Source organism: Pseudonocardia yuanmonensis, from assembly GCF_039542425.1.
In the GTDB taxonomy this organism is placed as follows: Bacteria; Actinomycetota; Actinomycetes; order Mycobacteriales; family Pseudonocardiaceae; genus Pseudonocardia; species Pseudonocardia yuanmonensis.
In genome coordinates, this window is the sequence record NZ_BAABIC010000003.1 from 105,925 (window position 1) to 132,217 (window position 26,293).

At 74.6% G+C, this 26,293-nt stretch carries 23 protein-coding genes; 8 read left to right on the forward strand and 15 right to left on the reverse strand.

Going from position 1 to position 26,293, the window contains the following annotated elements; all coding sequences use genetic code 11:
- The first annotated feature begins 141 nt into the window (after window positions 1-141).
- Window positions 142-1,293, forward strand: coding sequence for a RecB family exonuclease (locus ABD990_RS05180; protein ID WP_345379039.1), 1,152 nt, complete (start codon window positions 142-144; stop codon window positions 1,291-1,293).
- A 56-nt stretch (window positions 1,294-1,349) separates the two neighbouring features.
- Window positions 1,350-2,090 carry a thioesterase family protein gene (locus ABD990_RS05185; RefSeq protein ID WP_425569485.1) on the forward strand — a complete coding sequence of 247 codons (741 nt, stop codon included), beginning with the start codon at window positions 1,350-1,352 and terminating at the stop codon, window positions 2,088-2,090.
- A 112-nt stretch (window positions 2,091-2,202) separates the two neighbouring features.
- Here ABD990_RS05185 and hisG read toward each other — a convergent pair whose 3' ends face one another.
- The 4 genes from hisG to metH all read right to left on the reverse strand — a co-directional run bounded on the left by hisG (window position 2,203) and on the right by metH (window position 7,954).
- Window positions 2,203-3,087: an ATP phosphoribosyltransferase gene (hisG, locus tag ABD990_RS05190; protein WP_345379040.1), complete on the reverse strand. Its 885-nt coding sequence runs from the start codon at window positions 3,085-3,087 to the stop codon at window positions 2,203-2,205.
- A 73-nt stretch (window positions 3,088-3,160) separates the two neighbouring features.
- Window positions 3,161-3,424: a phosphoribosyl-ATP diphosphatase gene (locus ABD990_RS05195; RefSeq protein ID WP_345378703.1), complete on the reverse strand. Its 264-nt coding sequence runs from the start codon at window positions 3,422-3,424 to the stop codon at window positions 3,161-3,163.
- Between the two features lie 218 nt (window positions 3,425-3,642).
- Window positions 3,643-4,395, reverse strand: a complete 753-nt coding sequence (locus ABD990_RS05200; RefSeq protein ID WP_345378704.1) for an HAD family hydrolase — start codon at window positions 4,393-4,395, stop codon at window positions 3,643-3,645.
- Complete coding sequence (gene metH / locus ABD990_RS05205) at window positions 4,385-7,954, reverse strand: methionine synthase (protein ID WP_345378705.1); 3,570 nt, start codon at window positions 7,952-7,954, stop codon at window positions 4,385-4,387. The genes ABD990_RS05200 and metH overlap by 11 nt, the downstream gene beginning before the upstream one ends.
- Before the next feature lie 76 nt (window positions 7,955-8,030).
- On the opposite strand from metH, the gene ABD990_RS05210 reads away from it, so the two are divergent.
- From ABD990_RS05210 to ABD990_RS05225, 4 genes are all read left to right on the forward strand, one after another.
- On the forward strand, window positions 8,031-8,927 hold the full coding sequence (locus tag ABD990_RS05210; protein ID WP_345378706.1) for a PAC2 family protein: 897 nt from the start codon (window positions 8,031-8,033) through the stop codon (window positions 8,925-8,927).
- The gene (locus ABD990_RS05215) at window positions 8,924-10,066 is read left to right on the forward strand and encodes an MFS transporter (RefSeq protein WP_425569486.1); all 1,143 of its coding nucleotides are present in this window, start codon (window positions 8,924-8,926) and stop codon (window positions 10,064-10,066) included. The genes ABD990_RS05210 and ABD990_RS05215 overlap by 4 nt, the downstream gene beginning before the upstream one ends.
- A gap of 102 nt (window positions 10,067-10,168) precedes the next feature.
- The gene (locus ABD990_RS05220; protein ID WP_345378708.1) at window positions 10,169-11,656 is read left to right on the forward strand and encodes a carboxylesterase/lipase family protein; all 1,488 of its coding nucleotides are present in this window, start codon (window positions 10,169-10,171) and stop codon (window positions 11,654-11,656) included.
- A gap of 104 nt (window positions 11,657-11,760) precedes the next feature.
- A complete protein-coding gene (locus tag ABD990_RS05225) occupies window positions 11,761-12,213 on the forward strand; it encodes a hypothetical protein (protein ID WP_345378709.1) in 453 nt (150 codons plus the stop codon).
- Between the two features lie 63 nt (window positions 12,214-12,276).
- Here the strand turns inward: ABD990_RS05225 and mshC are convergent, their stop codons facing one another.
- The 3 genes from mshC to ABD990_RS05240 all read right to left on the reverse strand — a co-directional run bounded on the left by mshC (window position 12,277) and on the right by ABD990_RS05240 (window position 14,935).
- Window positions 12,277-13,515 carry a cysteine--1-D-myo-inosityl 2-amino-2-deoxy-alpha-D-glucopyranoside ligase gene (gene mshC, locus ABD990_RS05230; protein ID WP_345378710.1) on the reverse strand — a complete coding sequence of 413 codons (1,239 nt, stop codon included), beginning with the start codon at window positions 13,513-13,515 and terminating at the stop codon, window positions 12,277-12,279.
- Between the two features lie 149 nt (window positions 13,516-13,664).
- On the reverse strand, window positions 13,665-13,832 hold the full coding sequence (locus ABD990_RS05235) for a hypothetical protein (protein WP_345378711.1): 168 nt from the start codon (window positions 13,830-13,832) through the stop codon (window positions 13,665-13,667).
- A 104-nt stretch (window positions 13,833-13,936) separates the two neighbouring features.
- Window positions 13,937-14,935 (reverse strand): bile acid:sodium symporter family protein, encoded by a 999-nt coding sequence (locus tag ABD990_RS05240; protein WP_345378712.1) that lies wholly within the window; start codon window positions 14,933-14,935, stop codon window positions 13,937-13,939.
- A 78-nt stretch (window positions 14,936-15,013) separates the two neighbouring features.
- Here ABD990_RS05240 and ABD990_RS05245 point away from each other — a divergent pair, with 78 nt between their 5' ends.
- Window positions 15,014-15,865, forward strand: coding sequence for a LysR family transcriptional regulator (locus ABD990_RS05245; protein WP_345378713.1), 852 nt, complete (start codon window positions 15,014-15,016; stop codon window positions 15,863-15,865).
- Between the two features lie 67 nt (window positions 15,866-15,932).
- Here ABD990_RS05245 and ABD990_RS05250 read toward each other — a convergent pair whose 3' ends face one another.
- From ABD990_RS05250 to ABD990_RS05275, 6 genes are all read right to left on the reverse strand, one after another.
- Window positions 15,933-17,888 (reverse strand): vWA domain-containing protein, encoded by a 1,956-nt coding sequence (locus tag ABD990_RS05250; RefSeq protein WP_345378715.1) that lies wholly within the window; start codon window positions 17,886-17,888, stop codon window positions 15,933-15,935.
- Window positions 17,881-19,281, reverse strand: a complete 1,401-nt coding sequence (locus tag ABD990_RS05255) for an ATP-binding protein (RefSeq protein WP_345378716.1) — start codon at window positions 19,279-19,281, stop codon at window positions 17,881-17,883. The genes ABD990_RS05250 and ABD990_RS05255 overlap by 8 nt, the downstream gene beginning before the upstream one ends.
- A gap of 105 nt (window positions 19,282-19,386) precedes the next feature.
- The gene (locus ABD990_RS05260) at window positions 19,387-20,289 is read right to left on the reverse strand and encodes a M56 family metallopeptidase (protein ID WP_345378717.1); all 903 of its coding nucleotides are present in this window, start codon (window positions 20,287-20,289) and stop codon (window positions 19,387-19,389) included.
- A gap of 29 nt (window positions 20,290-20,318) precedes the next feature.
- The gene (locus ABD990_RS05265; RefSeq protein WP_232868589.1) at window positions 20,319-20,672 is read right to left on the reverse strand and encodes a BlaI/MecI/CopY family transcriptional regulator; all 354 of its coding nucleotides are present in this window, start codon (window positions 20,670-20,672) and stop codon (window positions 20,319-20,321) included.
- A 54-nt stretch (window positions 20,673-20,726) separates the two neighbouring features.
- The gene (locus tag ABD990_RS05270; RefSeq protein WP_345378719.1) at window positions 20,727-21,524 is read right to left on the reverse strand and encodes a L,D-transpeptidase; all 798 of its coding nucleotides are present in this window, start codon (window positions 21,522-21,524) and stop codon (window positions 20,727-20,729) included.
- Between the two features lie 211 nt (window positions 21,525-21,735).
- Window positions 21,736-22,467, reverse strand: coding sequence for an enoyl-CoA hydratase (locus ABD990_RS05275; protein ID WP_345378720.1), 732 nt, complete (start codon window positions 22,465-22,467; stop codon window positions 21,736-21,738).
- 80 nt (window positions 22,468-22,547) lie between these two features.
- On the opposite strand from ABD990_RS05275, the gene ABD990_RS05280 reads away from it, so the two are divergent.
- The gene (locus tag ABD990_RS05280; RefSeq protein ID WP_345378721.1) at window positions 22,548-24,062 is read left to right on the forward strand and encodes an MFS transporter; all 1,515 of its coding nucleotides are present in this window, start codon (window positions 22,548-22,550) and stop codon (window positions 24,060-24,062) included.
- Here the strand turns inward: ABD990_RS05280 and ABD990_RS05285 are convergent.
- Both ABD990_RS05285 and ABD990_RS05290 read right to left on the reverse strand, forming a co-directional pair.
- A complete protein-coding gene (locus ABD990_RS05285; protein WP_345378723.1) occupies window positions 24,035-26,098 on the reverse strand; it encodes an FUSC family protein in 2,064 nt (687 codons plus the stop codon). The two genes, ABD990_RS05280 and ABD990_RS05285, sit on opposite strands and share 28 nt — an antisense overlap.
- Entirely contained in the window at window positions 26,068-26,256 is a 189-nt protein-coding gene (locus ABD990_RS05290) for a hypothetical protein (protein WP_345378724.1), read from the reverse strand. The genes ABD990_RS05285 and ABD990_RS05290 overlap by 31 nt, the downstream gene beginning before the upstream one ends.
- Between the last annotated feature and the right edge of the window lie 37 nt (window positions 26,257-26,293).

Below are 26,293 nucleotides of genomic sequence, written 5' to 3' on the forward strand. Positions count from 1 at the left end.
ACCGGGCTCGCGGACACCGGGCTCGCGGACACCGGGCTCGCGGACACCGGGCTCGCGGACACCGGGCTCGCGGACACCGGGCTCGCGGACACCGGGCTCGCGGACACCGGGCTCGCGGACACCGGGCTCGCGGACACCGGGCTGCCGGGTCCGGGACCCGCCGAGGAGGCCGGCGCGGAGCGGCGCCGGCCCGCCCTGTCCCCCTCGCGCGCCGCGGACTTCAAGCAGTGCCCCCTGCTCTACCGCTTCCGCGCCGTGGACCGGCTGCCCGAGGCGCCGAGCGCGGCCGCCCTGCGCGGCACCCTCGTGCACGCGGTGCTGGAGCGGCTCTTCGACCTGCCGGCGGCCGAGCGGGTGCCGGCGCGGGCGAAGGCACTGGTCGGCGTGGTGTGGGCGGAGATCGCCGCGGAGGCGCCGGAGATCGTCGCGGCGGTGCTCGAGGAGCTGCGCCGGCGCCCGGTCGCGGTCGACACGGAGGACGACGAGGGCACCGGGGACAGCGGGGACAGCGGGGACACCGCCGACACCGCCGACACCGCCGACCACGGCGTGCCCGCCGAGACCGCCGACACCGCCGACCACGGCGTGCCCGCCGAGACCGCCGAGACCGCCGACCCGCTCCCCGGCTGGCTCTCCTCCGCCGAGGCCCTGCTCGACACCTACTTCGCCCTGGAGGACCCGCGCGCCTTCGAGCCGCAGTCCCGGGAGCTGCTCGTCGAGACCGAGCTGAGCTCGGGGGTGCCGTTGCGCGGCTATCTCGACCGGCTGGACGTCGATGCCGAGGGCGGGCTCCGGATCGTCGACTACAAGACGGGTGCGGCCCCGCGGGAGGCCTCGGAGGCCCGGGCGCTGTTCCAGATGAAGTTCTACGCGCTCGCCCTGCTGGAGCTGCGCGGCACGGTGCCGGAGCAGCTGCGCCTGGTCTACCTCGGCGAGGGCGGCGAGGAGCTGACCTACCGTCCGGAGGCCGGCGAGCTGCGCCGCTTCCAGCGGATCCTGGAGGCGATCTGGGCCGCCATCCGGGAGGCCGACCGCACCGGCGACTTCCGCCCCCGCCGGGGACCGGGGTGCGACTGGTGCGCCCACCGCGCGCTGTGCCCCGCCTGGGACGGCACCCCGCCGCCCTACCCCGGCTGGCCCGAGCTCCGATCGGCGCCCGCCGGCGCGGGCCCGGGTCGACCGGGCAGCACGGGGGCCTCGGACGTCGCGGACGTCACCGACGCTCCCGACACCCGCGGTCCGGAGGGTGCACACGGAGTCGCACACGTCCGCGGGGCATCATCGGCCGCGTGAGCGAGGAGCCCTTCTACCGAGTCGTCGACGCGAGCGCGGGCCGGTACCACGCGACCATGTCGACCGCAGGCCCGTGGTTCGCCGGCGCCCAGCACCTCGGGCCGCCGTCGGCGCTGCTGGTGCGCGAGTTCGAGCGGTGCGCGCCCAGCCGGCCGGACGCTCCCCCGCTGCAGCTCTCGCGCTACACCATCGAGATCCTCGGCGTGGTGCCCGTGGGCGACCTCGAGGTGCGCGCCTGGGTCGAGCGCCCGGGCCGGACGATCGAGATGCTGGCCGCGGAGATGACCGCCGGCGGGCGGGCGGTGCTGCGGGCCCGCGCCTGGCGCCTCGCGATCGACGACACGGCCGACGCGTCCGTGGGCGCCGCCGCCCCGCTGCCCCCGCCGGACGACGCGGCGCCGCAGGGCGAGCGGCCGCAGGGCTGGCTGCCCGGCTACCTCGACGCCGTCGAGTGGCGCTGGCTGGGCGGGCAGTGGGACGAGCTGGGGCCGGGCCGCGCCTGGGGCCGGCTGCGGGTGCCCGTGGTGGAGGGCGAGGAGGCGACGCCGCTGCAGGGGCTCGCGGCGATCGCCGACTCCGCCAACGGCGTGGCCGCGACCCTGCGGATGCAGGACTGGTTGTTCGTGAACACCGAGCTCAGCGTGCACCTGCACCGCCCGCCGACCGGCGCGTGGACGGGCATCGACGCGGCGACCGTCGTCGGGCCGACCGGCACGGGCACGGTCACGGCGAAGCTGTTCGACCTGACCGGGCACGCCGCCCACATCACGCAGGAGCTGACCGTCCGACGCCGCTGACCACGGCGCCGAGGACCGAGCCGACGACCGAGCCGACGACCGAGCCGACGACAGGGCCGAGAACGACGACGGTCCCGGCGGCATCGCGCCGCCGGGACCGTGCCCACCACTGTCAGTACTGGCCGCCGTCGACCGCGCGACAGGACCGGATCTCCGAGGTCAGGATGGCCTTGGCGCCGAGGGCGGCGAGCTCGTCCATGACCCGGTTCGACGCGTGCTTGCGCACCATCGACCGCACGGCCACCCAGTCCGGGTCGGCGAGCGGGGCGATGGTCGGCGCCTGCAGGCCGGGGGTGATCTCCTTGGCCGCGTCGAGCTTCGCCTTGGGGCAGTCGTAGTCGAGCATCAGGTACTGCCGGGCGTAGACGACGCCGCGGATCCGCTCCGTGAAGATCCGCTTGAAGGCCTTGATCTCCTCGGACTCGACGCGGTCCATCCGCGGCTCGCGCTCGATGAGCATGGCCTCGGACTCGGCGATCGGGTCGCCGATGACCTTGAGCCCGTGCTGGCGCAGCGTGCGGCCGGAGGACACCACGTCCGCGATGGCGTCGGCCAGGCCGAGCTGCACGGAGATCTCCACCGCGCCGTCGAGCTTGATGATCGTGGCGCCGATCCGCTTGCCGGACAGGTGGGAGCGGACCAGCCGGGGGTACGACGTCGCGATCGTGCGGCCGTCGAGGTCCTCGAGCTTCCAGTCCTTGTCCTCGGGAGCGGCGAACCGGAACTTCGACGCGCCGAAGCCGAGCTTGAGCACCTCCTGGACCTGGCTGCCGGACTCCTCCATGAGGTCGTGCCCGGTGATGCCGAGGTGCAGGTCGCCGGAGCCGACGTAGGTCGCGATGTCCTTCGGCCGCAGGTAGAAGAACTCGATGCCGTTCTCCTCGTCGACCATGGACAGGTCGCGCGAGTCGGAGCGCTGCCGGTAGCCCGCCTCGCGCATCATCGTCGCGGCGGGCTCGGCGAGCGTGCCCTTGTTGGGGAGTGCGACGCGGAGCATGGGTGTGGCTTCCTTCGGGTGGGTGCGGCGGGCGCCGTTCGGGGCGGGGGTCGAGGTCGTCACGGGCGGGCTCCTACAGGTACTTGTAGACGTCCTGCAGGCTCAGCCCGCGGCCGATCATGATCACCTGGGCGCGGTAGAGCAGCTGCGAGATCTCCTCGGCGAGCGCGGCGTCGTCCTCGTGCTCGGCGGCGATCCAGACCTCGCCCGCCTCCTCGAGGAGCTTCTTGCCCTGCGCGTGGACGCCGGCGTCGAGCGCCTCGACCGTGGCCGACCCGGCGGGCCGGGTGGCGGCCTTCTCGCGGAGCTCCTCGAAGAGCTCGTCGAATGTCTTCACGTCCCTGCCGATCCCTCTCCAGCCGTCTCGATCGCACCCAGTGTCGGGTGCCTCCCGCGCCGTCACGAACCCGTGGGGCCCCGGTGAGACCGCCGGACCGCACGTTGCGCCGGGCGGTGACGCCACCGGGGCGGTCACCCGGACGGAGGCGCCGCTCGTCGCGGCCCGACACGCCCGACGGTACCCCGCGGACCAGGGCACCTGCCCGCCCGGCCGGGTCAGGCCGCCTGCTGCTCCCGCACCTCCCGGTGCACGGCGGCCAGGTCCGCAGGGGTGAGCCCCTCCAGCGAGGGGCGCACGACGCGGCCCGGCCCGGGCGGGATCGCCACCTCGCACGGCACGGCGAGGACGGCGGCGCCCGCGGCCTCCGCGGCCCGGATGCCGGTCGGCGAGTCCTCGACGGCCACGCAGTCCTCCGCCGCGAGGCCCAGCAGCGCGGCCGCGCGCAGGTACGGGTCCGGCGCGGGCTTGCCGTGCGGCACCTCGTCGCCGCAGACGGTGACGTCGAAGTGCTCCGCCCCGATCCCGACCAGCGCCTTGTCCGTGAGGTAGCGGCCGGTGTTGGTGACCAGCGCCGTCGCGAACCCGGCCTCCCGTACCGTGCGCAGCGCGGTGTAGGCGCCGGGCCGCCACGGCAGCCCGCCCTCGAACATCTCCGCCGTGCGCTCGACGAGCATGTGGGCGGCCTGCTCGCTCAGCTCGGGCGTCTGCACGACGCCCGCCTCGCGGAACACGATCGCCAGGCTGCTGCGCAGGTTCCCGCCGAGGGTCTCCCGACGGGCCTCGGGCGAGAGGTCCGTGCCGCCCAGCCAGCGCAGCACCTCGACGAGCGAGCGGTCCCACACCTTCTCGGAGTCGATCAGCGTGCCGTCCATGTCGAACAGGACGGCGGCGACCGATGAGCGAACGGCGCTCTCGCTCAGACCTGGTGAGCGAGAGTGCCGTTCGCTCACAGGGGGATCAGCCCGCATTGAAGTACTTCGCCTCCGGGTGGTGCGCGATCAACGCGTCGGTGGACTGCTCGGGGTGCAGCTGCAGCTCCTCGGACAGTTCGACGCCGATGCGGCCGGGTTCCAGCAGCTCGACGATCTTGGCCCGGTCCTCGAGGTTCGGGCAGGCGCCGTAGCCCAGCGAGTACCGGGCGCCGCGGTAGCCCAGCGAGAAGAACTCGGTGACGTCCTCCGGGTCCTCCTCGGCGACGGTCCGCCCGGTCGACCAGGTGAGCTCCTCGCGGATCCGCTTGTGCCAGTATTCGGCCAGTGCCTCGGTGAGCTGCACGCCGAGCCCGTGCACCTCCAGGTAGTCCCGGTAGGCGTCCTTGGCGAACAGCTCGTTGGCGTAGTCCGCGATCGGCCGCCCCATCGTGACCAGGTGCAGCGGGAGGACGTCGATCTCGCCGCGCGCCAGCGCGACCTCGCGCGGCCGCCAGAAGTCCGCCAGGCACAGGTGCCGGTCCCGGCGCTGGCGCGGGAAGGTGAAGCGGTACCGCTCGGGGCCGTCCGCGCGGGGCTCGGTGAGCACCAGCAGCGAGTCCTTCTCGGCGACGGCCGGGAAGTAGCCGTAGACCAGCGACGCGTGGGCCAGCACGCCCTCCGCGGTCAGCCGCTCCAGCCAGTACCGCAGCCGCGGTCGGCCCTCGGTCTCGACGAGCTCCTCGTACGAGGGCCCCGAGCCGCCCTTGGCCCCGCGCAGGCCCCACTGGCCCAGGAAGAGGGCGCGCTCGTCGATCATGCCGCTGTACTCGGCCAGCGCGACGCCCTTGACCACCCGGGTGCCCCAGAACGGCGGGGTCGGCACGGGGTTGTCCAGCGCCACGTCTGACCGCTCGGGCAGCGGGCCCGCGGACTCCGCCTCGGCGGCCCGGCGCTTCGCCGCGATCCGCTTGGAGCGCTCGTGCCGCTCCTTGCGCTCGGCCGCCTTCCGCTCCTCCTCCGGGTCGACGGCCGGCGCCAGGCCCCGCTTGCGGGCCATCGTCGCGTCCATCAGCCGCAGGCCCTCGAACGCGTCCCGGGCGTAGGAGACGCGGCCCGCGTAGACCTCGGACAGGTCGTTCTCGACGTAGGAGCGCGTCAGCGCGGCGCCGCCGAGCAGCACGGGCAGGGAGTTCCCGCGGGAGTTCATCTCCTGCAGGTTCTCCTTCATCACCACCGTGGACTTGACCAGCAGCCCGCTCATGCCGACGGCGTCGGCGCGGTGCTCCGCCGCGGCCTGCAGGATCGTGGCGATGGGCTGCTTGATGCCCAGGTTGACCACGGTGTAGCCGTTGTTGCTCAGGATGATGTCGACGAGGTTCTTGCCGATGTCGTGGACGTCGCCCTTGACCGTGGCCAGGACGATCGTGCCCTTGCCCTCGTCGTCCGTCTTCTCCATGTGCGGCTCGAGGTGGGCCACCGCGGTCTTCATGACCTCGGCGGAGGCGAGCACGAACGGCAGCTGCATCTGGCCGGAGCCGAACAGCTCGCCGACGGTCTTCATGCCGGCCAGCAGGGTGTCGTTGACGATCTCCAGCGGCGGCCGGGACTGCATCGCCTCGTCGAGGTCGGCCTCCAGGCCGTTGCGCTCGCCGTCGACGATCCGCCGCTCCAGCCGCTCGAACAGCGGCAGCGCCGCCAGCTCCTCGGCCCGCCCGGCCTTGGCCGACGACGCGGTCACGCCCTCGAAGAGCTCCATGAACCGGTTGAGCGGGTCGTATCCCTCGCGGCGGCGGTCGTAGACCAGGTCGAGGGCGACGGAGCGCTGCTCGTCCGGGATCTTCGACATCGGCAGGATCTTCGCCGCGGACACGATCGCCGTGTCCAGCCCCGCGTTGACGGCCTCGTTGAGGAACACCGAGTTGAGCACCTGGCGGGCTGCGGCGTTGAGCCCGAACGACACGTTGGAGACGCCGAGCGTGGTCTGCACGTCCGGGAAGCGGCGCTTGATCTCGCGGATCGCCTCGATGGTCTCGAGGGCGTCCCGGCGGACCTCCTCCTGCCCGGTCGTGATCGGGAAGGTCAGCGTGTCGACGACGATGTCGGAGACCCGCATGCCGTGGTTCGTGGTGAGGTCGGTGATCAGCCGGTCCGCCACGCGGACCTTCCAGTCCCGGGTGCGGGCCTGGCCCTCCTCGTCGATGCACAGCGCGACGACCGCGCAGCCGTGCTCGCGGACCAGCTCCATGGTCCGCTGGAAACGCGAGCCCGGCCCGTCGCCGTCCTCGTAGTTGACCGAGTTGACGATCGAGCGACCGCCGAGCAGCTCCAGCCCGGCCCGCAGGACCTCGGGCTCGGTCGAGTCGAGCATCACGGGCAGGGTCGAGGCCGTGGCCAGCCGGGAGGCGAGCTCGACCATGTCCGCGACACCGTCCCGCCCGACGTAGTCGACGCACAGATCGATCATGTGGGCGCCCTCGCGGGTCTGCTCGCGGGCGATCGCGACGCAGTCCTCCCAACGCTCCTCGAGCATGGCCTCGCGGAACTTCTTCGAGCCGTTGGCGTTGGTCCGCTCCCCCACCATGAGCACCGAGGTGTCCTGGCGGAACGGCACCGGGGCGTAGAGCGACGACACGCCCGGCTCGGGACGCGGCCTCCGGGCGGCCGGGGTGACCTGCGCGACGGCGTCGGCCACGGCCCGCACGTGCGCGGGCGTGGTGCCGCAGCAGCCGCCGACGAGCCGCAGCCCGTAGTCGCGGACGAAGGTGGAGAGCGCCTCGGCCAGCTCCTCGGCGGACAACGGGTACTCGGCGCCGTTCGGGCCGAGGACCGGCAGGCCGGCGTTGGGCATCACCGAGAGCGGGACGCGGGCCTGCTTGGACAGCGTGCGCAGGTGCTCGCTCATCTCGGCCGGGCCGGTGGCGCAGTTCAGCCCGATGAGGTCGATGCCCAGCGGCTCGAGCGCGGTGAGCGCCGCGCCGATCTCGGAGCCCAGCAGCATGGTGCCGGTGGTCTCGACGGTCACGCTGGTGATGATCGGGATGCGCCGGCCCTCGGCGGCCATCGCGCGCTGCACGCCGTGCACCGCCGCCTTGACCTGCAGCAGGTCCTGGCAGGTCTCGACGAGGAACGCGTCCGCCCCGCCGGCCAGCAGGCCCCGGCCGGTCTCGGTGTAGGCGTCCCGCAGGGTGGCGAAGCGCTCGTGCCCCAGCGTGGGCAGCTTGGTGCCCGGGCCGATGGAGCCCAGGACGTACCGCGGCCGGTCGGCTGTCGCGATCTCGTCCGCGGCCTCGCGGGCCAGCCGGGCGCCGCGCTCGGACAGCTCCCGGATCCGGTCGGCGATGCCGTAGTCGCCGAGATTGGGCAGGTTGGCGCCGAAGGTGTTCGTCTCGACGGCGTCCGCACCCGACTCGAAGTAGGCGCGGTGGATGCCCCGAACGACGTCCGGCCGGGTCGCGTTGAGGATCTCGTTGCAGCCCTCGAGCCCGGCGAAGTCGTCGAGGGTGAGGTCCACCCCCTGGAGCATGGTGCCCATGGCACCGTCGGCGATCACCACGCGCTGGTCCAGCGTCCCCAGGAGCGTGGTGTCGAAGCTGTGATCTGACGCGGCTGCGTTCACGGCTGACACCCCCTCAGGCTACCGGCGTCGCCCACCGGGCCCCTCGTGTTACCCGCGCGCGCCGTAGGGTGGACGGATGAGCGAGCGAGAGCAGCGGGCGGGGGTGCCCTCCGACCTCCCGGATCTGGTCGACCCGATCATGATCACGGCATTCGAGGGCTGGAACGACGCCGGTGAGGCCGCCAGCTCCGCGCTGGAGCATCTCGAGCTGAGCTGGGACGCCGAGCCGCTCGGCTCGATCGACCCCGAGGACTACTACGACTTCCAGGTCACGCGGCCGCTGGTCCGGCTCGCGGGCGGCGTCACCCGGCGCATCGAGTGGCAGACCACCCGGCTCTCCACGGCGAAGCTCCCGGGCAGCGGCCGGCACGTCGTCCTGGTCAACGGCATCGAGCCGAACCTGCGCTGGCGCTCGTTCTGCGCCGAGCTCCTCGAGTACGTCGACCGCCTCGGCGTGACGAAGGTCATCAACCTCGGCGCCATGCTGACCGACGTGCCGCACACCCGGCCCACCCCGGTCCGCGGCACCGGCTACGACACCGCGTCGGCCAAGAAGATGGGCGTCGAGCCGTCGACCTACCAGGGCCCGACCGGGATCGTCGGGGTGTTCCACAGCCTCTGCATCGAGGCCGGGGTGCCGGCGCTGTCGTACTGGGCCGAGGTGCCGCACTACGTCTCGCAGGCCCGGGTGCCCAAGGCCGCCATCGCGCTGCTGCTGCGCGTCGAGGAGGCGCTCGACGTCGAGGTCCCGCTGGGCGGGCTGCCCGAGCAGGCCGAGGAGTGGGAGCGCACGGTCAACGAGATGGCCGACGCGGACGACGAGGTGCGCGAGTACGTGCGCCAGCTCGAGCAGCAGGCCACCGAGGACGACGAGGAGAAGCCCGTCGACCTCGCCGAGGCCAGCGGCGACGAGATCGCCGCGGACTTCGAGCGGTACCTGCGCCGGCGCGGCGGCTCCGGCGGCGCGAGCTGACCGCTCCGTTCCGCCGGGCCCGCCGGGCCGGGCTCTACCTCGGGGGGTTCCTCGGGCCCTTCGGGGGCGGGGTGACGACGGCCATGCTCCCCGAGCTGGGGGCGAGCTACGGGATCTCCCCCGGCGCCGCGTCGGCCTCGCTGACGGCGTTCCTGCTGCCCTTCGCGGCGGCGATGCTGGTCTCCGGCACGCTGGGCGAGCGCTGGGGCCGCAGCCGGACGGTGCGCGGCGCGTACGTCCTCTACACCGTCTCCTCCCTGGCCTGCGTGCTCGCGCCGACCTGGACGCTGTTCCTCGGGGCGCGGGCGCTGCAGGGCGTCGCCAACGCCTTCACGACCCCGCTGCTCATGGCCGCGCTGGCCACGACCGTCGCGCCGGAGGCCCTCGGCCGGGCGCTCGGCTGGTACGGCTCGCTGCAGGCGGCCGGGCAGACGTCGGCGCCGCTGGTCGGCGGGCTCGCGGCCGAGGTGGACTGGCACTACGCCTTCTACGGTGTCGCCGCGGTGTCGCTGCTGCTCGCGCTGCTCGGCATCCCCGCCGACGAGCGCGGCACCGCGCGGGCCCGCGTGCCGCTGCGCAGCGCGTGGACCTCGGCGGTGCTGCGGCTCGGGCTCATCGCCGCGCTGGGCTGGGGGTGCCTGGCGAGCCTCGGCTTCCTGGTCGCGCTGCGGCTCGTCGACGTGTTCACCCTCGACGCCGGCCCGCGCGGCCTCGCGCTCACCGGGCTCGGCGCGATGGGGATCGTGACCGCCAGGTTGGTCGGTGCCGGTGTCGACCGGCTCGGGGCGCGGCCGTGCGTGCTGGTCGGCGCGGTGTCCGGCGGGGTGCTGCTCGCCGGCGTCGGGCTCGCCCCGGTGCTGTGGCTGGTCGTGGCCTGCTGGGCGCTCGCCGGGATCTCCAGCCAGCTCATCCTCGTGGGGGTGAACGCCCTGGTCCTGAGCCGGGAGGGCGGGAACCGGGGCGGCGCGGTGTCGGTGGTGCAGTCCATCCGCTTCTTCGGCGCGGCCGCCTCCCCCGCGGCGCTGCCGCCCGTCTACCACGCCGACCCGCTGGCGGGGTTCCTCGTCCCGGCCGGCGTGCTCGCACTGGTCACACCGCTGGCCCTGCCCCGCTCCGCCCCCGGCGACCGCACCGCCTGACCGGCCCCGCGTGCGGGACCCTCGACCGGGATCACGAGGCCGTTGGGCCCCCTCGTCGGCCGCCCCGGCCCACCAGACTGGCCGGCGGACCCGGGGAGGGACATGGACCCGATCGTGAAGACCCGGCACGGCGAGCTGCGGGGGCGCATCGAGGACGGCGTGGCGGTGTTCCGGGGCGTCCCGTTCGCCGCGCCGCCCTTCGGCCCCCGCCGCTTCCGGCCCCCGCAGCCGGTCGAGCCGTGGACCGGTGTGCGGGACGCGACGGCCGTCGGCGCGATCCCGCCGGCGCTGCCGCCCGCCCCGGAGGTCCGGGCGTTCGTCCCGGACGCCGGCGTCGCCGGCGAGGACTGCCTCAACCTCACCCTCTGGACGCCCGAGGTCGGGCCGGCGGACCTGCCGGTCATGGTCTGGATCACCGGCGGCTTCTTCAAGTACGGCTCCGGGGCGCCCTACGACGGCAGCCGGTTCGCCCGGGACGGGGTGGTCTGCGTGACGCTGAACTACCGCGCGGGACCGGAGGGCTTTCTCGACCTCGGCGACGGGCTCGCCGACCTCGGGCTCCTCGACCAGGTCGCCGCGCTCGAGTGGGTCCGGGACTCGGTCGCGGACTTCGGCGGGAACCCGGGCGAGGTCACCGTCTTCGGCGAGTCGGCCGGCGCGATGAGCATCGGGACGCTGCTGTCGATGCCCCGCTCGGAGGGCCTGTTCCACCGTGCCATCGCCCAGAGCGGCGCGGCGCACACGGTCAGCCCGGCCGCGGACGCCCGGCGCGTCGCTGCCGACCTCGCCGCCCGGCTCGGGGTCCCCGCGACCCGCGAGGCCCTTGCCGCCGTCCCGCTCGAGCGGCTGTGGCAGGCGCAGGCCGAGCTGGAGGCCGCGCTGGAGGCGGACCCGGACCCGCGGCGCTGGGGCCGGGAGATGGCCCTGGGCCGGCTGCCGTGGCAGCCGTCGATCGACGGCGACGTCGTCCCCGAGCGGCCGATCGACCGCATCGCGGCCGGGGCGGGCGGGGGTGTCGACCTGATCGTCGGCACGACCGTCGACGAGGGCCGGCTGGGGCTGGTCGCCTCCGGCGCGGTCGACCGCGTCCCGGCCGGGGCGCTGCGCGAGGCCGCCGCGCTCTTCGGGCTCGACCCCGACCGCGCCGAGGCCGCCTACCGGGCGGCGTACCCCGGCCAGGGCGAGGGCGACCTGCTCGCCGCTCTGCAGACGGACGGCTTCTGGCGCATCCCCGCGCTGCGCCTGGCCGACGCGCACACGGCAGGGCCCGCCGCCACGTACATGTACGAGTTCGCCTGGCGCTCCCCCGCGTTCGGCGGGCTGCTCGGGGCCTGCCACGGCCTGGACGTCCCGTTCGTCTTCGACACCCTCGGGCCGGGGGCCATGCTGGGGCCGGCGCTCGGGGACGACCCGCCCCGGGAGCTGGCCCACGCCATGCACTCGGCCTGGGTCGCCTTCGCCGCCCACGGCGATCCCGGATGGCCCGCCTACGAGCCCACCCGGCGGGCCACCATGCGTTTCGACACCACCTCCGAGGTCGTGGACGACCCGCGTGCCGCCGAACGCCGACTGTGGGCAGGAGTGCGCTGACCGGCCCCGCCGTACGGCGCTGACCGTCCCGCCGCACGGCGCTGACCAGGGCACTCGCCGTCACGCCCCGTTTCGCCGATCCGGGGACCGGGTACGGCCGGGACGTGGAACGAGAGGTCCGCGTGCGCGAGGTCGAGGAGGTGTCCGGCCGGTCGGGAACCACCCGATACGTGCTGCGCGACGACGAGGGCAACGAGTACACGACCTTCCGCCCGCGCGTCGGGGAGGAGGCGCGGCGCTTCGAGGGCCGGCGTGCCCTGGTCACCTTCCACGAGGAGGACCGCCGCGGCTTCCACAACGTCTACCTCGACGGGATCGCCGCTCCCGCCACGCCGCCCGACGACGGGGCCGACGGCGGGCGCGAGGAGGAGCGGCACGCCGACGAGTCGGCCTGGAACACGGCGCTGGAGGCGGCGCCGTGGATCGTCGGGACGCCGGAGCCGCAGGAGGCGGTGGAGCCGGAGGAGCTCTACGAGCGGCTGCACCCGTTCAAGGAGCTCGTCGCCGAGGACATCCGCCGGTCGTCCGACCCGGCCGGGGAGGACCGGGATCGCTGATCCGGCGCCCGCGTACCTCCTCGTGAGCGGCGATCGCCCGAGCGACGATCGCCACTCGCCAGGTCAGAGAGCGATCCCGAGCAGGGCGTCGATCGCGGTGCGGGCCAGCGCCGGCGCGCCGGTGTCCGTGCCCCGCCGTTCCAGCGCCTCGCTCGCCCACGCGTCCACGGCCGCGAGCGCCCGCGGGGTGTCCAGGTCGTCCGCCAGGTGCTCGCGCAGGCGCGCAACCAGGCCGGACGCGTCGGGCGCGGCGTCGAGCGAGACGGCCTCGCGCCAGCGCGCGAGCCGCTCCTGGGCGGCGGTGAGCAGCTCGTCCGTCCAGGCGCGGTCCTCGCGGTAGTGCCCGGAGAGCAGGGCGGCGCGGATCGCGTTGGGATCGACCCCGGCGGAGCGCAACTTCGAGACGAAGACCAGGTTGCCGCGGGACTTCGACATCTTCTCGCCGTCGAGGCCGATCATCCCACTGTGCACGTAGTGCCGGGCGAAGGGGTGGTCGCCGGTGAGCGCCTCGGCGTGCGCCGCCCCGCACTCGTGGTGCGGGAAGATCAGGTCCGAGCCGCCGCCGTTGAGGTCGATCTGCGTCCCGAGCCGGTTCAGCGCGATCGCCGCGCACTCCACGTGCCAGCCCGGGCGGCCGCGCCCCAGGTCGGAGTCCCACGCCGGCTCGCCGGGCCGTTCCATCCGCCAGAGCAGGGCGTCGACCGGGTTGCGCTTGCCGGGCCGGTCCGGGTCGCCGCCGCGCTCGCGGGACAGCCGGACCATCGTCTCCTCGTCGTAGGTCGACTCGTAGCCGAAGTGGCCCGTGGCGGCGGAGTCGAAGTAGACGTCCGGGTACTCGGGGTCGTCGATCCGGTAGGCGGCGCCGCCCGCCAGCAGCTTCTCCACCAGCTCGGCGATCTCCGGGATGGCCTCGACGGCGCCGATGAAGTCCCGCGGCGGCAGCACCCGCAGGGCCTCCATGTCCTCGCGGAACAGCGCGGTCTCGCGCATGCCGAGGACCACCCAGTCGTCCTGGTCCCGCTCCGCGCGCTCCAGCAGCGGCTCGTCGATGTCGGTGACGTTCTGGACGTAGTGCACCTGGTGCCCGAGGTCCCGCCACAGCCGGTTGACCAGGTCGAACGCCAGGTAGGTGGCCGCGTGGCCGAGGTGGGTGGCGTCGTACGGGGTGATCCCGCAGACGTACATCGTGGCGGTGGCGCCGGGCGCGGTCGGCCGGACCCGCGCGGTCGAGGTGTCGTACAGGCGGAGCGGCGGCCCGCTCCCCTCGAGCGCGGGGAGGTCGACGGAGGCCCAGGTCTGCATGCCTTCCACACTAAATGCTCGGCAGGGGTGCCCCGGGCCGCCGCGGGGACGGTCACACCGCGCGGGCCCGGGCGACGAACCACGCGCGAGGGGGCGCCGACGCTGATGGAGACCCGCGGGAGGTGTACCGGCGCGGGTCGCGCGTCTGATCACCACCACTCCTGCGGCAGCCGCGCCTCGATGTCCCGGACGTGCGCGCGGGCGCAGGCGGGGCAGAGCGCGGTCTCCCGGCCGCCGGGGTCCCGCTCGACGCTCCACGCCAGCCGCGCGGGATCGTCGTCCTCGACCGTCGCCCCGCACCTCTCGCAGGTCCACATGCCGCTCCCCTCCCCGCGGGTCGGCACCTTCCGGTCACCGAACCACACGTTCCCGTTCTCCCGGGATGTGCACCTCGATCGCGGGGGACCGCCGACTCGCGGGATCAGGCCGGGACGGGTTGCGCGGTCGGCTCCTCGGCGCGGCGGGCCATCCGGCCGGCGATCGCGGCGCAGGCCATCAGCTGGATCTGGTGGAAGAGCATCAGCGGCAGCACGAGCAGGCCGACCTGCGGGCCCGCGAACAGCACCCCCGCCATCGGCAGGCCGCTGGCCAGGCTCTTCTTCGACCCGCAGAACAGGATCGTGATCCGGTCGGCGCGGCCGAAGCGGCGCGACCCGAACCAGGTGAGCGCCAGCACGACACCGAGCAGCACGACGCAGGTGCCGAGCAGGGCACCGAGGGCCACCGGGGAGAGCCGGCCCCAGATGCCCTCGACCATCCCCTCGCTGAAGGCCGCGTAGACGACCAGCAGGATCGAGCCCCGGTCGACGACCTGCAGGTACTTCCTGTTCCGGGCCACCCAGCCGCCGATCCAGCGGCGCACCAGCTGGCCGAGCACGAACGGGGCGAGCAACTGCAGGGCGACGTCCACGACCGCCCCGCCCGAGATCCCGCCCTGGGAGGACAGCAGGAGGCCGGTGAGCAGCGGCGTGACCACGATGCCGAGCAGGTTCGACAGCGACGCCGCGCAGATCGCCGCCGGGACGTTGCCCCGCGCCACCGAGGTGAACGCGATGGAGGACTGCACGGTCGAGGGCAGGCAGCACAGGAACAGCACGCCCAGCGTGAGCTCGGTGGGCAGCACGGCCGACGGGACGAGCTGGATCGCCAGCCCCAGCAGCGGGAACACCACGAAGGTCGCCAGCACGACGGTGCCGTGCAACCGCCAGTGCTTCAGCCCCTCGATCGCCTCGCGGGTCGACAACCGCGCGCCGTAGAGAAAGAACAGCAGCCCGATCGCCACGGTCGTCGCGTGCCCGACGCCGGTCGCGACGGCCCCGCGCGCGGGCAGCAGGGCCGCGATCGCCACCGTGAGCAGGATCAGGACCAGGAAGGTGTCGATCCGGACCTTGTCCCGGAGCCGTCGGAGCTGTCGCAGCACCGCTCCATGGTGCGCCGCGGATGCTCATGTGGAAACACGCACACCGTTCTGTCTGTCATCACGGACTAAGATGACCGTGTGGACCCGGTGCTGCTGCGCTCGTTCGTCGCCGTCGCGCGCACCCTGAGCTTCACCCGCGCCGCGGACCGGCTCGGCGTCCGGCAGTCGACGGTCAGCCAGCACGTGCGCAGGCTGGAGACGGAGGTGGGGCGCACCCTGCTGGCCCGCGACACCCACACCGTCGCCCTCACGCCGGACGGCGAGGCGATGCTGGAGTTCGCGACCACGATCCTCGACACCGGCGAACGCGCGCTGGCCCACTTCCGCGGCGCGCGGGTGCGCGGGCGGCTGCGGTTCGGCGTGTCCGAGGACCTCGTGCTGACCCGGCTGCCGACGATCCTGGCCGGGTTCCGCCGTCGTCACCCCGAGGTGGACCTGGAGCTGACGGTCGGGCTGAGCGAGACCCTCGAGGCCGAGCTCGACCGCGGCGAGCTGGACCTGCTCTTCGCCAAGCGCTCCCCCGGCCGCACGGGCGGCACGCCGGTCTGGCACGACCGGTTCGTCTGGGTGGCCGCACCCGGCTACCGGCCCGACGACGGCGCGATCCCGCTCGTCAGCTACCCGCCGCCGAGCCTGTCCCGGGCCGCCGCGATCGCGGCGTTGGAGGCGGCGGGACGGCCGTGGCGCATGGCCTGCACCAGCGGCTCGCTCTCCGGGCTGCGGGCGGCGGCGCTGGCCGGGCTGGGGGTCGTCGCGCACGCCGAGACGCTGCTCCCCGCCGGGCTGGCCCCGGTCCCGGGGCTGCCCCGGCTGGCCGGGTTCGACTTCACCCTGCAGACCGGGCGCCGCGCCCTGACCGCCCCGGCCGAGGCCCTGGCCGGGGCGATCCTGGACAGCGCGGGCACCCTGCGAACCGCCGAGGACCAGTGAGCGAACGGCGCTCTCGCTCACAAGGTATGAGCGAGAGCGCCGTTCGCTCACCCGGGTCGAGTTGGGGTCAGGAGCGGCGCTTGAGGTAGTCCGCCACGACCTCGGCACCGAGGCCGTCGAGGGTCGGGTTGACCACCCGGCCGCCCACCCGTTTGGCCACGTCGTCCATGAACACGGCCAGGCGTGGGTCGTCGCCCAGCACGAAGAACGTGAACGTTGCCTTGAGTCCGGCCAGCCTGTCGAGCTCCCCGATCGTGGCCCGCAGGGTGTGCGGGCTGGGCGGGTAGTCGAAGTAGGCCTCGCCGTCCGGCTCCAGGTGCGCGGTCGGCTCGCCGTCCGTGACCACCAGGACCACCGGGGTGGCGTCCGAGTTCTTGCGCAGGTGCTGCCCGGCCAGCAGCAGGGCGTGGTGCAGGTTGGTGCCCTGAGCGTACGCCCCCTCCAGGCCGACCAGCTCCCCCAGCTCGACGGACTGCGCGTGCCGCCCGAAGGTCACGAGCTGCAGCGCGTCGCCGCGGAACCGGGTGGAGATCAGCTGGTGCAGCGCCAGCGCGGTGCGCTTCATCGGCACCCACCGGCCCTCGGCGACCATCGACCACGAGGTGTCGACGAGCAGGGCCACCGCCGCGCGGGTCCGCTGCTCGGTCTCGACGATCTCCACGTCGCTGACGTCGAGCGCCCGCGGATCGCCCCCCGCCCGCCGCAGCTGGGCGTTGAGCAGCGTGCGCGGCACCGACCACGCCTCGGTGTCGCCGAACGCCCACGGCCGGGTCTGCCCGGTCGCGTCACCCGCCGCCCCGGCGCGCCGGGTGTCCCGCTGCCCGGTCCGCCCGGACAGCTGCTCGGCGACGTCCCGCAGGATCGACTGCCCGAGCCGGCGCAGCGCCTTCGGGGACAGCAGCAGCGACCCGTCGGCCGCCCGTTCGAACAGGCCCTGCCGCTGCAGCTCGCGCTCCAGCTGGGCCAGGGTCCGGGCGTCGACGCCGGCCTGCTCGCCGAGCATCTCGGTGAGCGCGTCGAGGTCGATGTCGTCCAGCCGGGCACCGGGGTAGCTCTGCGAGAGCTGCTCGGCCAGCGAGTCCAGCTGCCCCAGCTCCTCGAGCGCGCGGGTGGCCTCGCCCATGCCCATCGGGTTCTCCCCGCGGAACCGGCCCGAGCCCTGCCAGTCCTCGCCGGGCCGCAGGGCCTGCAGCTGGGCGTCGAGCCGGGCCATCTGCTGGGCCAGCCGTGGGTCGCCGAACGCCTGCTGGGCCAGCTCCATCAGCTCCGCGCGCTGCTCGGCGGACATCGAGTTGAGCATCCGCTGCGCCGCCGCCGCGCGCTGCGCCAGCAGGTCCGCCAGCTCGTCCGTGTTCTGCGGGTTCTCCGGGAAGAAGTCCCCGTGCTTCTGCATGAACTCGCGGAACTCGTCCGTGGTGTCCTGGCCCTGGGCGTGGTGCTCGAGCAGGTCGTTGAGATCCGACATCATCTCGTGGATCCGCTCGACGTCCTCGGGCGTGGCGTTCTCCATCGCCTGCTTCATGCCCTGGAAGCGCTGGTCGAGCATCTCCCGGCCGAGCAGGTCGCGGATGTCCTCGTAGGCCTGCCGGGCCTCGGCGGACCGCCAGTCGTACTCGTTCAGCTCACGGACCGCGCCACCGGTGTCGTTCGGCAGCGCGTCGAGCTGCATCTCGCGGAACCGGGCGTCGTCCGAGTCCTCGTTGCCGAGGGCCTCCCGCTCGGCGTCGAGGGCACGCTGCAGCAGCTCCCGGACCTCCTGCAGGGTGCCGTCGAGCCGGTTGTCCCGCTGCAGGCTGCGACGGCGCTCCCAGACCTGGCGGGTCAGGTCGTCGAGCCCGCGCCGGCCGTCGAGACCCCGGCGGAGGAGCTCCTGCAGCGCCTGGCGCGGCGAGGAGCCCTCCATGACGTCCCGGCCGATCTGGTCCATCGCCGACCGGATGTCGAACGGCGGGGCGAGCGGGTCCGGGCCCCCGGCGTAGGGGCCGTAGGCGTACCGCAGCCTGCGCCGACGTGGATCAGCCATATTCCACCGTGTCGCCGTCGTCGGTCTCGTCCTTGGCGAGCTTGCGGGTGAGGAAGAGGTACTCCAGGGCCAGCTCCGCGGCGCTCGCCATCGGGCCCGGGTCCTCGGTGCCCTCGGCGCCGAGCCGCCTCGCGACCTCGGTCAGGGCGTCGACCGTCGGCAGCTTGGCGACGACCTCGGTCGCCGGCACCCGCTCGCCGGTGCGGACCGGGCGGGTGGCCACCTCGTCGGCCAGCTCGGACAGGTCGACCCCGCGCAGCGCGAAGCGGGCGGTGTCGGCCGTGGCCCGGCGCAGCAGGTGCTCGAGGATCTCCTCCTCGCGGCCCTCCTCGCCGGACTCGAACTCGATCTTGCCGCGGAGCACGGCCGGCACGGCCTCCAGGTCGACGGGCCGGGCGTGGGCGCGGGCCTCGCCGGTCAGCGCCGCGCGGCGCAGGGCCGCGGCCGCCACCGTCTCGGCCGCCGCCACGGCGACCCGGGCGGAGACGCCGGAACCCTGGTCGACCGCGCTCGACTCGCGCAGGTGCCGGGTGAACCGGGCGACGACCTCGATCAGGTGCCGCGGGACCTCCGCCGCGAGCTCGGCCTCCTGCACGACCAGGTCGACCTCGTCGGACACCTCCAACGGGTAGTGCGTGCGCACCTCGGCGCCGAAGCGGTCCTTGAGCGGGGTGATGATCCGGCCGCGGTTGGTGTAGTCCTCCGGGTTCGCGCTGGCGACCAGCAGGACGTCGAGCGGCAGGCGCAGCGTGTAGCCCCGGACCTGGATGTCCCGCTCCTCCATGACGTTGAGCAGCGCGACCTGGATGCGCTCGGCGAGGTCGGGCAGCTCGTTGATCGCCACGATGCCGCGGTGCGCCCGCGGCACGAGGCCGAAGTGGATCGTCTCGGGGTCGCCCAGCGAGCGGCCCTCGGCGACCTTGACGGGGTCGACGTCGCCGATCAGGTCGGCGACGGCGGTGTCGGGGGTGGCGAGCTTCTCGGTGTACCGCGCGAAGCGGTGCACCCACGTGACGGGCAGGTCGTCGCCGAGCTCGGCGGCGCGCCGGATCGTCTCCGGTGCAATCGGCTCGTAGGGGTGCTCGCCGAGCTCGGAGCCCTCGATGACGGGGGTCCACTCGTCGAGCAGGTTCGCGATCGAGCGGAGCAGGCGGGTCTTGCCCTGCCCGCGCTCGCCGAGGAGCACGACGTCGTGCCCGGCGATGAGGGCGCGCTCGAGCTGCGGGAGCACGGTGGACTCGAAGCCGACGATGCCCGGCCAGGGGTCGCGGCCCTCGCGGAGGGCGGCGAGGAGGTTGTCGCGGATCTCGGTCTTGACGCCCTTGCTCTCGTGCCCGGAGGCACGGAGGGCACCGAGGGTGCGGGGAAGATCGGAAGGTGCGGTGAACGGCACGTCCTCCACGCTACGCCCGGAGCATGATTACCGCGCAACGTTTCGGCGTCACCGCAGCTCAGAGGGGTCGTGAGGGCCGACTGCCATTCCAGGGGCAGTTGGTGCTCACAGGAGGAGCAGCACCGTGGGCACCGCCACCAACGCGAGCGCCCCCAGCCGGACGGCGGCCCAGGAGTACCACGGCAGCGGGCAGGGATGGGTCGTGATCCGCTCGATCCGGGCGTCGAGGGCGTCCGTGAAGGAGCTGAGCGCGGCCGCGGGGGCCGAGCCGCCGACCGTCTTGAGCGCCCCGACGAGCTCGTGCGGCTCGGAGCGGCAGGCCGCCACGTCGTCCGCCCGCATCTCGATCAGCTCGGCGACCGCGAGCTGGGCGCACACCATGCCGCGCACGAAAGGGGCGGTCGCACCCCACGCGACGAAGGGCAGGACGACGAGATCGTGCCGCTCCCGCAGGTGCGACTTCTCGTGGGCGAGGACCGCCCACACCTCCTCCGGCGACAGCGCCTCCAGCACCCCGGCCGAGACGACCAGCCGGGAGCTGCGCCCGGGCAGGCAGTACGCGACGGGCTGGGGATGGTCGAGCACCCGGGTACCGGGCGAGTCCGGCCAGGGCGTGGCCAGGACGTCGAGCAGGTCGCGGTGCCGGCGCCGGGCGCGAACCGTACGCAGGTACATCGTGCCGAGCACCCACAGCAGCCGCGCGCCCACGGCGAGCGCCGCGAGCATCGCGATCAGGTGGACGGCGTCGAGCCGCGCGGGCCAGTGCCCGGCGTTCCACTCCGTGACCAGCGCGCCGACGGCCTCCGGGAGGGAGTCGCCGAGCGGGGAGAGCCCGAAGACCACTCCGGACCCGACGAGCGAGAGCCCGCCGGCCAGCCCGATCGCCTGCCACACGAGCAGGGCGCCCACCGGGTCGCGCCGGGTCCAGCGGGCCCGGGAGAAGGCACGGCTGATCGGCTCGGCGAGCAGGACGCCGAGCAGGAGGAGGCCGAGCGCCGCGAGCGCCATGGGCCCATTGTCCGGGAGACCCGGCGGGACTAGTCGAGCAGGTCCCGCAGCTTGCGGCGCTCCTCGTCCGGGATCGAGCCGAGGAAGCGGGCGAGGGCGGCCCCGCGGTCCGGGGCGCCGTCGAGCGCGTCGTTCATCAGCTCGGCGACGTGGTCCTCGCGGCTCGCGGTGGCGCGGTAGTGGTGCGCCCGCCCGTCGCGCGTGCGCACGACCAGCTGTTTGCGCTCCAGTCGGCCCAGCACCGTGAGCACGGTCGTGGTGGCGAGCTCGCGGTCGGCGAGCGCCTCCTGCACCTCGCGGGCGGTCAATGCGCCCCGTCCTTCGTGGGCTGCGGCCCAGAGGACCTCCATGACCGCACGTTCCAACTCACCCAGGCTCGGCACGGGATCGATTCTACTCGACGTAGAAGCCGACCTCGCCAGTACTGAGGGTGTCCTTCAGGTGACCTGTACCTCGTCCCCGACCTGCAGGTGGGTGAAGAAGGCCTTCGCGTCCGCCTCGAGGAGCTTCACGCACCCCGCGGACGGCGTGTCCTGCCGACCCTGGTGGAACGCGATGCCGCCGGGGGCGAAGAACACCGAGTAGGGCATCTGCACCAGGTACTCGCGGCTGGTGTACTGCTCGGCCTTCCACTGCACGGAGAAGGTGCCCCGCGGGGTCGGGTCCTCGCGGTCGCCGGTCTGCACCTGCACCGGCCCGCGCACGACGGTGCCGCCGTCCATCAGCCACGCCTTGCGGCCGGCGACGTCGACGCACGCGCGGGCGGTCGCGGTGCACGGGGTGCCGCCGACGCCGTTCGGGTAGGTCGCGGGGGCCGCCGCGGGAGCGCCGGGGCCGGACGCCCGGGCGGCCGGGGCCGCCGCGCCCAGCCGGGTCGGCGCACCCGTCCCTCGTCCGTCGGCCGCGTTCGCGGCGTCGTCGGCCTCCTCGCCGTCCGGGCCGGGTGCCGCGGTCGCGTCCTCGTGCGTGCCCTCCGCGGGCTCGTCCGGCCCGGTGTCCGGCCCGGTGTCGGCCCCGGTGTCCACACTGCCCGCACCGGACGGGGAGGCGGAGTCGTCCGCCCCCAGGAGGCCGCCGAGCGCGGGGAGGCCGGGGCGCGCCTGCGGCTCGGCCGCCGCGGGTCCGAACCCGACCAGTCCGACGACGAGCGCGACCGCCCCCGCCACCACGGCGCCGCTCACCGCCGCGGGCCGTGCCCGCCCGGGCACCCGCCGCCGTCCGTCCTGCCGGACCATCCCTACCTCACCTGCCGCACGTCCTTCCCGGCACAACGACCGGGCGCCGGGGCGGGTGACGGCCCGGGGGCCGCCGAGGTGACCATCCGTCGACATCGAGACCTTCGGGTGAGACGCAGGCGTCACCCTCACGGCCACCGGGCCGATCCGGCTACTCATCGTGGTCGAGCAGGACCGAACGGAGCAGCGGCGGTGTCGTACGGACCAGCGGTCAGCGGCCCTCGTACGCCGGGACGCGCTTCTCGGATCGCGCCGCCCGCCCCTCCTCGAGGTCCGCGCTGCGCCAGCAGCCCTCGAACGCCTCGGCGAGGAGCGGGTCCTCCTCCCCCAGCTCGACGCGGTCGAGGACGAGCTTGTTGTAGGCGAGCGTGAGCGGCGCGAGACCGGCCAGCTCGGCGGCGAGGGTCCGGGCGTCCTCGAGCGTGCCGAGGCGGTCCACGAGGCCCCGGGCGAGGGCCAGCTCGGCAGCGACCGTGTCGCAGGCGAGCAGCAGGGCGCGGGCCGTCGCGCCACCGGCCACCTGCGCGAGCCGGCGGATCGTCCACGGGTTGACGGCCAGCCCGAGCCGGGCCGTGGGCAGCGCGAAGACCGCGCCCTCGGCGGCGACCCGCAGGTCGCACGCGATCGCGAGCTGGGTGCCCGCGCCGATGGCGGGACCGTTGACGGCCGCGACCACCGGGACCGGCAGGGAGTGCACGGCGCCGAGCGCGGCGTGCAGCGCGTCCCGGAACCCCTCGCCGTAGACCTCGCCGAAGTCCGCGCCCGAGCAGAAGCTCGTGCCCGTCCCGGTCACCACGACGGCCCGGACCGCCGCGGCCCGCAGCTCCTCGGTCGCAGCCACGATCCGGCCGCAGGTCTCGACGTTGAGCGCGTTGCGCCGCTCCGGCCGGTCCAGCTCGATCACGCCGACCCGGTCCGCCCCGACCGTCACGTTGACCGCCACGTCCACACTCCCTCGCCCCGCCGACCGACCGGCCGAGATTACGAGGTGGTCGGCGCGCCGCGGGGTCTAGGGTCCGGCGCATGGTGGACCAGGAGCTGCGGCTGGGCACGTCGGCGGGGCGCTGGGTGCTGCTCACCACCGTCCTGGGCTCCAGCCTGGCGCTGCTCGACGGCACGGTGGTCAACGTCGCCCTCGCCCACATCGGCGAGGACCTCGGCGCCGGGTTCACCGGGCTGCAGTGGACAGTCAACGCCTACACCCTCAGCCTGGCCTCGCTGATCCTGCTCGGCGGCTCGCTCGGGGACCGCTACGGGCGGCGGCGGGTGTTCGTGATCGGCGTCGTGTGGTTCGCGCTGGCCTCGCTGGCCTGCGGGCTCGCGCCCAACATCGAGACCCTGGTGGCCGCGCGGGCGCTGCAGGGCGTCGGCGGGGCGCTGCTCACCCCGGGCAGCCTCGCGATCATCTCCGCGTCGTTCCACGGCACGGACCGCGCGGCGGCGGTCGGCGCCTGGTCCGGGCTGGGTGGCATCGCCGGCGCGATCGGGCCCTTCCTCGGCGGCTGGCTGGTGGAGTGGACCTGGCGCGCGGTGTTCCTGGTGAACCTGCCGCTGGCGGTCGTCGTCGTGGCGGTGGCGGTGAAGCACGTGCCGGAGAGCCGGGACGGCGCGGCCGCGCGCGGGCTGGACCTGTCCGGCACGGCGCTCGCCGTGGCCGGGCTCGCGGGCCTCACCTGGTCGCTCACCGAGCTCGGCGCGGGTGCGGGCTCGGTCGCGGTGTGGACCGCCCTGGCCGTCGGGATCCTGGCGCTCCTCGTGTTCGTGCTGGTCGAGCGGCGGTCACCGCACCCGCTCGTGCCGCCGGTGCTGTTCGCCGACCGGGTCTTCACGGCGGCCAACGTCGTGACGCTGCTCGTCTACGCCGCCCTCGGGGCGCTCTTCCTGCTCCTCGTGCTGCAGCTGCAGATCGTCGCGGGGTACCCGCCGGTGCTGGCCGGGGCCGGGCTGCTGCCCGTCACGCTCGTCATGCTGCTGTTCTCGGCGCGGTCCGGGAGGCTCGCGCAGCGGATCGGGCCGCGGATCCCGATGACGGTCGGGCCGATCCTCGCCGCGTGCGGGCTGCTGCTCATGCTCCGAATCGGGCCGGACGCCTCCTGGCTGACGGACGTCCTGCCCGCGGTCCTGGTCTTCGCCGCCGGGCTGACCCTCACCGTCGCGCCGCTGACCGCCACCGTGCTCGACGCCGCCCCCGACCGCTACGCCGGGGCGGCCTCCGGGGTGAACAACGCCGTGGCCCGCGCGGCGGGGCTGCTCGCCGTCGCGGTCATCCCGGGCGTGGCCGGGATCGGGAACGCCGACTACTCCGATCCGGTCGCCTTCGACGCCGGGTTCCGGACCGCCCTGATGATCGGCGCCGGGCTGCTGGTGCTGGGCGGGCTGGTGTCCGCGGTGGCGATCCGCAGCCGGCTGGGCACCGGGGCCCCGCCAACCGAGCCGGAGCCCGTGGGCCCGCCGCTGGAGCGGATCCCGCTCGAGTGCTGCGCGCACTGCGGGATCACCGGCCCGCAGGTCTACCCGCGGGACTCCGCGGGTTCCTGAGCCGGGGCCGGCCCGCCGGCCAGGTCCCCGGCGAACCCGACGACCACCTGGTCGATCCGCCGCAGCGGAAGGACCGCCGAGAGCAGGTCCCGGCGCAGGCCGGGGTCGTCGCAGCGAGCGGCCCACGCCTCGGCGGCGTCGACCAGCTCCTCGGCGGACACGATCTCCTGGCTCCCGGCCGCGCCCCCCGGCCCGAGCAGCTCGCCGAGCCCCGCGACGTTGGCGCGGACCCGCGCGACGGCGGGATCGAGCGTCGGCGCCCACCCCGGCACGACGATCCGGTCGGACAGCCGGGCGAGAGCGCGGGCGTAGTGGTCCACGGCGGTCAGCACGCGGAGGGCGCGCTGGTAGCTGCCCCGCCCGTGCCGCCGCGGCAGCGGGTTGTCCAGCGGCTCGGCCCGCTGCCGGAGCGTCCCGAGCTTCTCGTCGGCCGTGCGGGCCAGGACCACGGGCAACCCCGTGGGCGGGCGCCCGGTCATCCGGTCGACGGTGGCTCCGAGCGTCTCGTCGAGCGCGAGCACGGTGTCGTCGAGGGCCTCCTGGAACGCGGCCCGGGTGTGCTTGGGCAGCACGACGAGCGCGGCCAGGGCCCCGAGCGCGCCGCCGACGGCCGTCTCGATCACGCGCAGCACGAGCGTCTCGACCGAGAACTGGCCGATCAGGCCGTAGAGCAGGGCGAGCACCGCGGTGATCCAGAAGGCGAGCAGCCCGACCGAGATCCGGAACAGGTACAGCGCGAGGAACACGCAGGCGGCCAGCAGGATCAGCGTGGGGACGGGCCGGCCGCCCACGAGGACGGCCAGCAGCATCCCGGCCACGACCCCGCCCACCGTGCCGACGAGCCGCTGCCAGCCGCGGGCCAGGACCTCGCCCCGGCTCACCGTGCCCGCGAACACCACGAACGTCGCGATCACCGCCCAGTACCAGCGCGCGGGCGAGATCAGCTCACCGACGACGATCGCCAGGCTCGTCGCCACCCCGACCTGGATCGCCTGCCGGGTCGACAGCGCGATGCGGTCGACGGGCCGGCCGGACTCGTCGTCCTCCTCGCCCTCGTCCTCGGGGGGCTCGGCCAGGGTGACCGGCGCCGGGACGGCGGGCTCGCCGCCCTCCCCGCTCGTCAGCGCGTCGGCCAGCCGCACGATCGCGAACGCGACCCGCTGCTCGCGGGGCCGGGCCCCGCTGTGCTCGGCGGCGAGCTCCTCGACGCTGCGCCGGGCCGCGTCGAGCACCGCGGCGCGCAGGGGCTCGGGTGCGCCGGTCGCCGTGGCCGAGGCGATCCCGCGCACGCCCCCGAGCAGCGCCTCCCGCACCTCCGGCTCCAGGGCGCCCGGCCGCGCCGGGTCGTCGGCCAGCCGCCGGGTCGAGACCGCGAGCCGCTCGGCCGCCAGTTCGAGGTCGGCGACGGCGAGGGAGAGCGCGCGCCGCGGATCGTCCTCGCCGGCCTCCTCGTCGGGCTCCCCCCGCTCGTCCCGCAGCTGCTCGATGCGGTCGACGACCAGCAGCATCGTGTCGTTGAGCCGGGTGCGGCGGCGGTGCAGGTCCCGCAGCGCGGCGTCGATGGCCTTCTCGTCGCCCGCGGGCGCCTCCAGCACGTCGATCACGGCCAGGGCCAGCGCGTGCACGTGCGCCCGGACGGCCCGGAGCAGGTCGTCGAGCACCTTCTCCGGTTTCTCGGCGAACACCCCGCCGCGCAGGAGCAGCGTGGACCCGATGCCGACGCCGACCGCCGCCAGCAGGGCGGGCAGCTGGGCGGGCCGCGCCTGGAGGAACTGGGTGAAGAAGTAGGGAATGAACATCGCCATGCCCAGCGCCGTGCCGCGCGGGCCGTACCGGCGGATCCACACCGCGGTCATCATGACCAGCACGAACAGGACGTCGGAGACGAGCCGGTGCTCGGCCAGCAGCGTGCCGACGACGGTCGAGGCGGCCGCGGGCAGCACCATCAGTGCGGTCGTCACCCGGCGCCGCCGGTTGTCCGGCTCGTTCACCGACAGGTTGCTGATCATCGCCAGCACCGCGGCGAACACCACCACGGTGACGGGCTGCCCGGTGCCGCGCGGACCGCGGACATGGCGACGGCGGCCAGCACCATGGCCGCCGTCGCCACCCCCGCCAGCCGCAGCCGGCCCAGGCCGGGGTCCACGCCCGTCACCCAGGTGCGCAGCTCCCCGATCCACGCCCGCCCGCGCACGGGGCGAAGTCTTCCACCGCGGTGATCCGGCCGCCGG